This is a genomic window from Trinickia sp. (assembly GCF_051961175.1).
GTDB lineage: Bacteria > Pseudomonadota > Gammaproteobacteria > Burkholderiales > Burkholderiaceae > Trinickia.
On the sequence record NZ_JBQCDN010000085.1, the window covers coordinates 1 to 9,815 of the forward strand.

Genomic DNA, 9,815 nt, shown 5'->3' on the forward strand with positions numbered 1-9,815 from the left:
GCACATGACGGTGTTCGAGAACATGGGCTTCGGGTTGCGCATCGCGGGTGTGCCGCGCGACGAGATTCGTCGACGCGTGACGGAGGCGGCGCGCGTGTTGCAACTCGACGCTTTGCTCGAGCGTAAGCCGAAGCAATTGTCGGGCGGCCAGCGCCAACGCGTCGCGATCGGCCGCGCGATCGTGCGCGAGCCCGGCGTATTTCTATTCGATGAACCGCTGTCGAACCTCGATGCCACGCTGCGTGGCCAAACCCGCATCGAAATCGCGCGGCTGCATCGGCAGTTCGCCGACGCGAGCGTCGTCTATGTCACGCACGATCAAGTCGAAGCGATGACGCTCGCCGACAAAATCGTACTGCTGCACGCCGGTAAGGACACCGAGCGGTTCGGCAGCATCGCGCAGATCGGCGCCCCGCTCGACCTTTATCACCGGCCAAAGAGCCAATTCGTGGCCGGCTTCATCGGCTCGCCGCGCATGAATTTTCTGCCGGCGAAGGTGGCGTCGATCGAATCGGCGGGCGTCACCGTCACGCTCGATGGCAGCGGCGAAACCGTGCGGTTGCCGCTCAATGGAGCACACCTCGGCGTCGGCGCGCCCGTGACCTTCGGCGTGCGCCCGGAACATCTCGAACCGGTTTTCGGCGACGCATCGCCGGACAACGGCCAAGAGAGCGTCACCCTTTCACGGAGCATCACGCTCGTCGAAGCGCTCGGCGAACACAGCTACGTGCATCTCGAGCAACCGGGCGGCGCAGTGCTCATCGCCAAAGCGCCCGGCGACGCGCACCTGAGACAAGGCGACCCCGCGCGCTTTCGCGCACCGGCCGCCGCCTGTCATCTATTCGGCCAAGACGGCTTCGCCGTCGCCCCGCTCAGCACCATCGAACAACACGCCTGAGCGACCACGACAAAAGGAGAGGACCCTGCAATGCGCCTAGGAGTTTGCTACTACCCAGAACACTGGCCTGAAGCCATGTGGAAAGACGACGCCGCAAGAATGCGCGCGCTCGGCATCCGGCAAGTACGGATCGCCGAATTTGCCTGGAGCCGCATCGAGCCGTCGCCGGGCGAGTTCGACTGGGGCTGGCTCGATCGGGCCATCGATACGCTCGCGGCCGAAGGGCTCGAAGTCGTCATGTGCACGCCCACCGCCACGCCGCCCAAGTGGCTCATCGATCGCCACCCCGACATCTTGCCCGTCGGCGCCGATGGCAGAGTGCGTGCATTCGGATCGCGCCGCCATTACGACTTTTCGTCGCCTTCCTATTTCGAAGCGTCCAAGGCGATTTGCGAAGCCGTCGCTTCGCGTTATGGCCAGCACCCCGCCGTCGCCTATTGGCAGACCGACAACGAGTACGGCTGCCATCAAACCGTCGTCAGCTACTCGCCCGCGGCGCTCGCCCGCTTTCGCGAATGGTTGAAAGATCGTTACGGCAGCATCGACGCGCTCAATCGCGCTTGGGGCACGGTGTTCTGGAGTATGGAATACCGCAACTTCGACGAAATCGACGCGCCCATCGGAACGGTAACGGAAGCGCATCCTTCGCATCGGCTCGACTACCGCCGTTTCGCATCGGATGAAGTCAAACGCTACAACGCGATGCAAGTCGAGATCATCCGCCGGCATTCGCCGGGCCGCCCGGTCGCCCATAACTTCATGCAGCTGTTCACCGAATTCGATCACTACAAAGTGGCCGCCGATCTCGATGTGGCAGGCTGGGACAGCTATCCACTCGGCGCGCTCGAAGAGCAGTGGTACGAACCCGAAGTCAAGGCGAAGTACTTGCGCACCGGCCACCCCGATTTTGCCTCGTTCAATCACGATCTCTATCGCGGCATGTCGAAGCTGCCGTTCTGGGTCATGGAGCAGCAGCCGGGCCCGGTCAATTGGGCGAAGTGGAACCCGGCGCCGCTGCCCGGCATGGTGCGGCTGTGGAGCTGGGAAGCGTTCGCGCACGGCGCCGGCTGCGTATCGTATTTCCGCTGGCGGCAAGCGCCGTTCGCGCAGGAACAGATGCACGCCGGATTGAACACGCCCGATAACCGGCTCGATATCGGTGGCAGCGAAGCGGAGCGCGTCGCGCAAGAGCTTCGTCTGTTGGCCGATGCCGCAGGCAGTGCCAACGCCGACGGCAAAGTGGAAACGAGCGTCGCGTTGCTGTTCGACTACGACGCCAAATGGCTGTTCGAAGTCCAGCCGCAAGGCATCGATTTTCACTATCCTCGGTATGCCGTCGAATACTATTCGGCGCTGCGCGCGCTCGGGTTCGATGTCGATATCATTCCAACCGACGCGCCGCTCGACGGCTATAAGCTGATCGTCGTCCCCCCGTTGCCCGTCGTATCCGACGATCTCGCACGGCGGCTCGAAAGCTCGCTGGCCCATGTTGTCATCGGACCGCGGACAGGATCGAAGACAGTCGATCTTCAAATCCCGGCGAACCTGCCGCCCGGCCCGCTCGCCTCGCTGTTGCCGGTGCGTGTATGGCGCGTCGAATCGATGCGGCCGAACGTGACCCCGCGCGTGACGTTCAGCGGCAGCGCACCGGATGGCTATGCGCGCCATTGGCGGGACTTGCTCGACCTGGACTCGAACGACGGCCGCCGTGAATCGGTGCAGATTCGCGCCGTATTCGGCGATGGTCACCCCGCCTATGTGAAATACGGCGCCATGCACTACCTTGCAAGCTTGTTCGACGAAGCCTCCACGCAGGCGTTGTTCGCCCGCATTGCCGCCGAGGCCGGTCTTGCCCCGACGCAACTCGGCGATAGTATCCGTGTGAGCCGGCGCGGTGGTCTCACGTGGGTCTTCAACTATGGAGCGCAAACGTATAGGCTACCGGACGATATATCGAGCGACGCGTTCCTGATCGGCTCGCACGACATCGAGCCCCAGGGCGTGGCCGCCTATCGTACGAGTGGCGCAAGTAGCACGAAGGCGCATTGAACGCCGGAACCGCATACCGAATCCGATGCAGCACCGACAACAACGTAATACTTAGGAGACAGGCATGACGAACAAACCCCGCACTTTGCTCTCTGCCGCCGCACTCGCGTCGGCCTTTGCGATGGGCTCGCTCGCCACGACAGCGCAGGCCGGCACGCTCGAAATCAATATTGCGTTCAAGGGCGCCAGCCAACGCGCCGTATGGACGCAAGTCGTCGACGAATTCAAGCAAACGCATCCGGGCACCGACGTCAAAGTCGCGTTCATCGATGAAGAAGCGTACAAAGTGCAGTTGCCCGCCTGGCTCACGACGGCGCCGCCCGACATCGTAAACTGGCACGACGGCGAGCGCATGGCCTATTACGCCAAGCGCGGTTTGTTCGAAGACTTGTCCGCCGACTGGGCGAAGAACGGCTGGGATAAAACCTATGCGTCGACGAAAAGCGCTTCGTCGTATGAAGGCAAGCAATACGCCGCGCCGACGGTTTACTACTCGTGGGGCATGTTCTATCGCAAGGACCTCTTCCAAAAGGTCGGTATCGCGAACGAGCCGAAGACGTGGAACGAATTCCTCGACGACTGCAAGAAGCTGAAGGCTGCGGGCATTGCGCCGATCGCTGTGGGCGGACGCGATGCATGGACGCTGGCCGGGTGGTTCGACTATCTCGACCTGCGCTTGAACGGCAACGCATTCCATCAAAAGCTGATGGCGGGTGAAGTGCCGTACACCGACGCGCGCGTGAAGAAGGTCTATACGACCTGGAAGCAACTGCTCGACGCCGGTTATTTCATCGACAATTCGCTGTCGTACGACCTTGATGCCGCCCAGCCGTTCCTGTTCCAAGGCAAGGCGGCCATGATGCTGATGGGCACCTTCATCACGGGCGGATTCTCGCCGACCGTGAAGACGCAGATGGGCTACTTCCAGTTCCCGATCATCGATGCGAATGTGCCGACAGCCGAAGACGGCCCCGTCGAAACGCTGAACATTCCGGCGAAGGCGAAGAACAAGGCGGATGCACGCGCGTTCCTCGCCTTCACGGAAACGCCGAAGATCGGCGCGCAACTCGGCGTGGGACTCGGCTCGTTGTCCGCCAACAGTCAATCGCCGGAACCCGACGATCCCATTTCGAAAATCGGCTTTCAGATCTTGTCGAACACGAAAGGCGGTATCGCGCAGTTCTATGATCGCGACATGACGAAAGAGATGGCCGACGAAGGGATGAAGGGCATGCAGCAGTTCATCTCCGATCCGACGCAGATCGATTCGATCCTGGCGCACCTCGAACAAGCGCGTCAGCGGATCTACAAGAAGTAACCGAAGGGACGGCGCGCGGCCTCGGCAATCGACGCTGCCGCGCGCGCAGAGGGAGTTGGTTCAGGAGGGTGTCGGGTCTCAGTTCATCACGCAGCAGGCCGATAGCGACGGTATGCCCACGCCTGCTACGGCCGCTACCCCGCGAGCCGCGCGAGCGCGCAGCCGCGTATCGCCAACCGCGCGCCGCCAGCGTCGCGCCGCATTTTTGTTTCTCGCGCCCGCATGCATCATGGCGGCGATCTACGTCGTCTGGCCCGTGCTGTCGACAATCCGCCTGAGCTTCTATAACTGGGATGGGATGACGGACGCGACCTTTGTCGGCCTCGCGAACTACGTCGAACTCTTCCATTCGCAGACGTTTTACACGGCGCTCAAGAACAACGTCATTTGGCTCTTGATGTTCCTGCTGGCCCCGCCGATGGGGCTTGCCATTGCGCTTTACCTCAATCAAGCCGTTGCGGGCATTCGCATCGTCAAGTCCCTCTTCTTTGCGCCGTTCGTGCTCTCCGGCGTCGTAGTGGGCCTTATCTTTTCCTGGTTCTACGATCCGACGTTCGGGCTGCTCGCTTTGATCGTCGGACACGGCATTCCCGTACTCGGCAATCCCCACTATGCGACGCCCGGCATCATCCTCGCCGCGCTATGGCCGCAAACCGCGTACTGCATGATTCTTTACCTCACGGGGCTGACGACGCTCAGCAGCGAGCAAATCGAAGCGGCCCGCATGGAAGGGGCCAAGGGTTGGTCGCTGCTATGGCACGTGATCCTGCCGCAGTTGCGGCCGACGACATTCATGGCGATCGTCGTTACCGTCATCGGCGCACTGCGCAGCTTCGATTTGATTTCGGTGATGACGGGCGGCGGACCGTTCGAAAGTTCAACTGTCCTCGCCTATTTCATGTACGACCAAGCGATCAAGTATTACCGGCTCGGTTACTCCGCCGCCATCGCCGTCGTACTGTTCGCGATCATGCTGCTGTACATCGTCTATCAACTGCGCCGGTTGCTCCGGAACGAGCGATAAGGAGTCCTGACTATGTTTCCCACGCCAGTCGAGAAATGGACGCCTGCCGCGCGGCGAGCGTACAAGATGTCGCTGCCGTTGGCACTGCTGATTTGGCTGCTGCCGATGATTGCCGTCCTCGTGACGTCAGTCAGATCAGCGGAGGAACTCACCGAAGGCAACTACTGGGGATGGCCGAAGCATTTCGCGCTCATTGACAACTACCGCGAAGCGCTGACGACGTCACCCATGCTGCATTACTTTTGGAACAGTGTGCAGATCACGCTGCCCGCCGTGGCAGGTGCGATCACGCTGGCAGCCATGGCCGGTTTTGCGCTCGCGATTTATCGGTTTCCCGGGAATTCGACGTTGTTTGCCACGTTCGTCGCGGGCAATTTCGTGCCCATTCAAGTGTTGATGATCCCGGTGCGGGACCTGTCGTTGAAGTTGGGGCTGTACAACACGGTCGGCGGCCTCATTCTTTTCCATCTCTCGTTTCAGACGGGGTTTTGCGCCCTGTTCTTGAGGAACTTCATCAAGCAACTGCCGTTCGAGCTGATCGAGGCCGCGCGCATCGAAGGCGCCAACGAGTGGACTGTCTTCTTCAAAATCGTGCTGCCGTTGATTCGGCCGGCGCTGGCCGCACTGGCGATTCTCGTGTTCACGTTCGTCTGGAACGATTACTTCTGGGCACTTTGTCTCACGCAAGGCGACGATGCCGCACCGATCACCGTCGGGGTGGCCGCACTGAAGGGGCAATGGACGACCGCCTGGAATCTCGTCTCGGCGGGGTCCATCCTCGCTGCGCTGCCGTCCGTTGCCATGTTCTTCGCCATGCAGAAGCATTTTGTCGCCGGGTTGACGTTCGGGGCAACGAAGGGGTGAACTGACATTCAGCGGCCATTGCGATCACGGCCATGCCGTCGCCGCAACGCAGTCGGATACGAGTTCCTTGCTGGGATCGGAGTTGTCATTCGGAACGTAGACTTGAATCTCCGCGGATGGCGCGTAGCTGATGCCGGTGTCCGGTGGATCGCATTGCGCGCTTTGCCCCGGGCCGATGACGATCTCAGAGCCGACTTTCAAACGGCATTGCGTCACCTGATCGAGCTTGCTCCATTTCGGGCAGATTTCGTTCTTGACGCGGTAGACATCGCGCGGGCCAGCCGGCGGATTGAAGCTCCACCATGTCCCGTATTGGCTCCACGGTTTGCTCGCATCCCAAACGCGGTAAACCGTGAGCGGCTGGGTAACCTGATAAACCTCACCCATACATAAGCCGCCCTTTCCGGGCGGCTGTACCGTTTTGGCGAGCAAGGCCGGATCGCTGATCACCGTCAGGCCGTACGGCGGTTCGAGCTTGCCGACGCATTCAGTTTGAGGCGAAGGCGGCGTAGCGGCGGTGGGCTGCGGCGGCGTCATCGACGAGCAACCGGCCAACGCGAGCAGGGCTGCGGTCGAATAACTTGCCCGCAGTGCACCGCGCTTGATCGAGCGCGTACGATTGCAACCAGGATACGTGTGCGGCCGAGAATATAGGTTCATGACTTGTGGACCCTTCAGTCGTCGGTCAGGAAATCCGCTTGCTCCCACATCTTAGGAAAGATTTCGCACTATCCACAAATGCGCCTGCGAAAAAGCGCAGGAGATAGCTCGGCTCCTGGAGAACGCTTCGTCGCTCCGCTCGATGTCGAGTTTGGTGCGGCCCACTCGTCGTATCGATATCTGGCACGCAATCGCAACCCGTCATGTTCCTTTCATTTACCAAACAAAGGAGCCTTGCCATGTCGATTCAGAAAATCACGCCCTTTCTTTGGTATGCCAAAGAAGCAGAGCAAGCTGCGGCGTTCTATACGGAAATCTTTCCCGATTCGCGCGTGGTTCGTGTCACGCCGGTACCGAGTGCCGGTGCAACGAAAGTGGTCGAGTTCGTGCTGTTTGGGCAGCCATTCATCGCGATGAGCGCCGAAGGCGGTGAGTCGTTCAACCACTCGATATCGCTCATGATCAATTGCAGCGATCAGGCGGAGGTTGATCGCTACTGGGACAGGCTCGTCGAGGGCGGAGGCGCACACGACAACTGCGGCTGGTTGAAGGACCGGTTTGGCGTTTCATGGCAGATCGTACCGAACGATCTCATTCCGATGATGGCCGACCCCGATCCGATCAAGGCAGCACGTGTTGCCGAGGCGATGATGCGGATGACGAAGTTCGATGTCGCCCGATTAAAGGCGGCCTATGCGGGGACGAAAGCGTGAGGAGGTTAAATGCCGATCGCTCACTTCATGTGGTCAAACACGCGGCGGAAGAGCGACGGATTCAGCCGCCGCCTCTCGCTCTAAAAAGCCTAGACATCGGCCTCATGACACACCAATTCGACGTTGTGCCCGTCTGGACCAATCACGAAGGCCGCATAGTAGTTCGCGTGGTATCGCGGTCGCAAACCGGGTGCACCATTGTCTTGGCCACCCGCCTCCAGCGCCGCTCGGTAAAACGCATCGACTTGCTGGCGCGTGTCGGCTCTGAATGCCAAGTGAAGACGGGCCGGTTTCTCTTCGGTCTGGAAGAGGCACAATGAAGTCTTGCCGTCTGAGCTGAGTTCGATACCCCAAGGCCCTTCTTGAGCCACCTCAATGCCGATGGGTTCAAGTGCTTTGAGGTAAAACGCCTTGCTCGCGGCGTAATCGCTGACGCCGAACACAACGTGATCGAACATGAGCCCTCCTGCAATGTATGGGCCCGTGAGGCCGCACGTGCTTGTTATCGTGAGCGCGCAAGCTGTCATGGATTCAGCTTATCGCGCGGCCCGAAAACAACCTGGGCTACAACGCTTGGATGCTATTTGACGACATCGGCTCCGTCAACCTGGCTTTGATCCGTTTGAATCGCCGTCGATCCGCAAGACAAACCGCAATCAATGGCACAATGGTGCTTGCTCCGAACACGCCTATTCCCTACGGCGATAAATAAATCAACCTCTCATTCATGATCACCTGCCACGTTCGCTATATCATCGATGCAAACTTGGTCGCCGAGTTCGAAACCTACGCGAAAATGTGGATCCCGTTGGTCCAGCGATTCGGCGGAACGCATCACGGCTACTTTCTTCCCGGCGAAGGCGCCAATAACGTGGCCCTGGCGTTATTTTCCTTCCCGAGCCTCGCCGCGTATGAAACGTACCGTATCGATTCCCAACGGGCCCCGGAATGCCAGGCCGCATTCGCGTACGCGGCAAGCACGCGTTGCGTGATCAGCTACGAACGCAGCTTCTTTCGTCCTGTGTTGTCTTAACGGCGAGCATGGCCGCGCGCATCGAACCCGGATGGCTTGAGCGTCAACCGATGCGTGACTCAGGCCAGCGCCGCAAGCAGCGCCCGCCCGCGGGTCAATAAATTTCCGGGACGATCATGTCTGCCGGCACGGGCTGCCGAATGTAGTCTTCGTTATGGACACGGTCCGGCAGCGATATCGTCGGGTGTTCCACTTCGCGGTACGGGACTTGGTTCAGCAAGTGCTGAATGCAGTTCAGGCGCGCCCGCTTCTTATCGACGGCCTGTACCACCCACCAGGGTGCGTCGGGATGGTGGGAGCGCTGCAGCATCACTTCCTTCGCTTGCGTATAGGCTTCCCAGCGGCGGCGGCTCTCGAGATCCATCGGGCTCAGCTTCCATTGCTTGAGCGGATCGTGAATCCGTGCCTGGAAGCGAATCTCCTGCTCCTCATCCGTGATCGAGAACCAGTACTTGACGATCTGGATCCCGCTGTTGACGAGCATCTTTTCGAATTCGGGCACCGAGCGGAAGAATTCCTCGTATTCATCGTCAGTGCAAAATCCCATCACACGTTCGACGCCCGCCCGGTTGTACCAGCTGCGATCGAACAGCACCATTTCACCACCCGCGGGAAGGTGTGCCACGTAGCGCTGGAAATACCACTGCGTGCGTTCGCGATCGCTGGGGGCGGGCAGTGCGGCGACGCGGCACGCGCGCGGATTGAGCCGTTGCGTGATGCGCTTAATCGCGCCGCCTTTTCCGGCGGCATCGCGACCTTCGAAGATCACGACGAGCCGATGGCCTGTTTGCACTATCCAGTATTGCAGCTTGACGAGTTCGCCTTGCAGGCGAAACAACTCGCGGAAGTAATGCCGGCGTTGGCTACGCGCTTCGGGCGTAAAGGCGTCGGAGCCATCGAGGATGCGGTCGTCCACTTCCATTTCGAGCTCTTCGTCGTATGCGTCGACGAGATCTTCCTCGAAGCGGCGCTGCCGCTCCGCGAAAAACTCGGCATCGGCCCTTGGATCCGGCTTGTCCATCGTGTGCTCCCTGACAGTAAAGGTGCTTCGCGGCCGGCCAACTCATTCCAATTGGTGGTCGCACTTCCGGCCATTATCGCCGGTGAGCAATGTCAGTCATATTACTGCCGCGTCGCACACTTCGTTCCCGTTCGCCGCAGGGCCCCTTCACGCGCGCCGCACAGCGGCGCGCAGCGCATTGCCACTCATCCGTATAGCGTCGAACGACAGCAATGCGAATGCGCAAACGGCAAGC

General features: G+C 60.4%; 10 protein-coding genes. 7 read left to right on the forward strand and 3 right to left on the reverse strand.

The features are described from left to right. The 5 genes from ACTHL0_RS04510 to ACTHL0_RS04530 all read left to right on the forward strand — a co-directional run. A partial coding sequence (locus ACTHL0_RS04510; RefSeq protein ID WP_440565393.1) for an ABC transporter ATP-binding protein occupies window positions 1-898 on the forward strand: 898 nt, incomplete at its 5' end. Between the two features lie 30 nt (window positions 899-928). After that, the gene (locus tag ACTHL0_RS04515) at window positions 929-2,947 is read left to right on the forward strand and encodes a beta-galactosidase (protein WP_440565394.1); all 2,019 of its coding nucleotides are present in this window, start codon (window positions 929-931) and stop codon (window positions 2,945-2,947) included. Between the two features lie 64 nt (window positions 2,948-3,011). Further along, entirely contained in the window at window positions 3,012-4,265 is a 1,254-nt protein-coding gene (locus ACTHL0_RS04520; protein ID WP_440565395.1) for an ABC transporter substrate-binding protein, read from the forward strand. 112 nt (window positions 4,266-4,377) lie between these two features. Continuing rightward, complete coding sequence (locus tag ACTHL0_RS04525; protein ID WP_440565396.1) at window positions 4,378-5,289, forward strand: carbohydrate ABC transporter permease; 912 nt, start codon at window positions 4,378-4,380, stop codon at window positions 5,287-5,289. Window positions 5,290-5,301: 12 nt separating this feature from the next. Next, window positions 5,302-6,153, forward strand: a complete 852-nt coding sequence (locus ACTHL0_RS04530; protein WP_440565397.1) for a carbohydrate ABC transporter permease — start codon at window positions 5,302-5,304, stop codon at window positions 6,151-6,153. A gap of 24 nt (window positions 6,154-6,177) precedes the next feature. Here the strand turns inward: ACTHL0_RS04530 and ACTHL0_RS04535 are convergent, their stop codons facing one another. Beyond that, on the reverse strand, window positions 6,178-6,813 hold the full coding sequence (locus tag ACTHL0_RS04535; RefSeq protein ID WP_440565398.1) for a hypothetical protein: 636 nt from the start codon (window positions 6,811-6,813) through the stop codon (window positions 6,178-6,180). Between the two features lie 239 nt (window positions 6,814-7,052). Here ACTHL0_RS04535 and ACTHL0_RS04540 point away from each other — a divergent pair, with 239 nt between their 5' ends. After that, on the forward strand, window positions 7,053-7,526 hold the full coding sequence (locus ACTHL0_RS04540) for a VOC family protein (protein ID WP_440565399.1): 474 nt from the start codon (window positions 7,053-7,055) through the stop codon (window positions 7,524-7,526). 89 nt (window positions 7,527-7,615) lie between these two features. Here the strand turns inward: ACTHL0_RS04540 and ACTHL0_RS04545 are convergent, their stop codons facing one another. Further along, window positions 7,616-7,984: a VOC family protein gene (locus tag ACTHL0_RS04545; RefSeq protein ID WP_440565400.1), complete on the reverse strand. Its 369-nt coding sequence runs from the start codon at window positions 7,982-7,984 to the stop codon at window positions 7,616-7,618. A gap of 269 nt (window positions 7,985-8,253) precedes the next feature. Between ACTHL0_RS04545 and ACTHL0_RS04550 the strand changes: the two genes are divergently transcribed. After that, complete coding sequence (locus ACTHL0_RS04550; protein WP_440565401.1) at window positions 8,254-8,559, forward strand: NIPSNAP family protein; 306 nt, start codon at window positions 8,254-8,256, stop codon at window positions 8,557-8,559. 94 nt (window positions 8,560-8,653) lie between these two features. On the opposite strand, the gene ppk2 is transcribed toward ACTHL0_RS04550, so the two are convergent. Further along, window positions 8,654-9,580, reverse strand: coding sequence for a polyphosphate kinase 2 (ppk2, locus tag ACTHL0_RS04555; protein WP_440565402.1), 927 nt, complete (start codon window positions 9,578-9,580; stop codon window positions 8,654-8,656). Window positions 9,581-9,815: the final 235 nt, after the last annotated feature.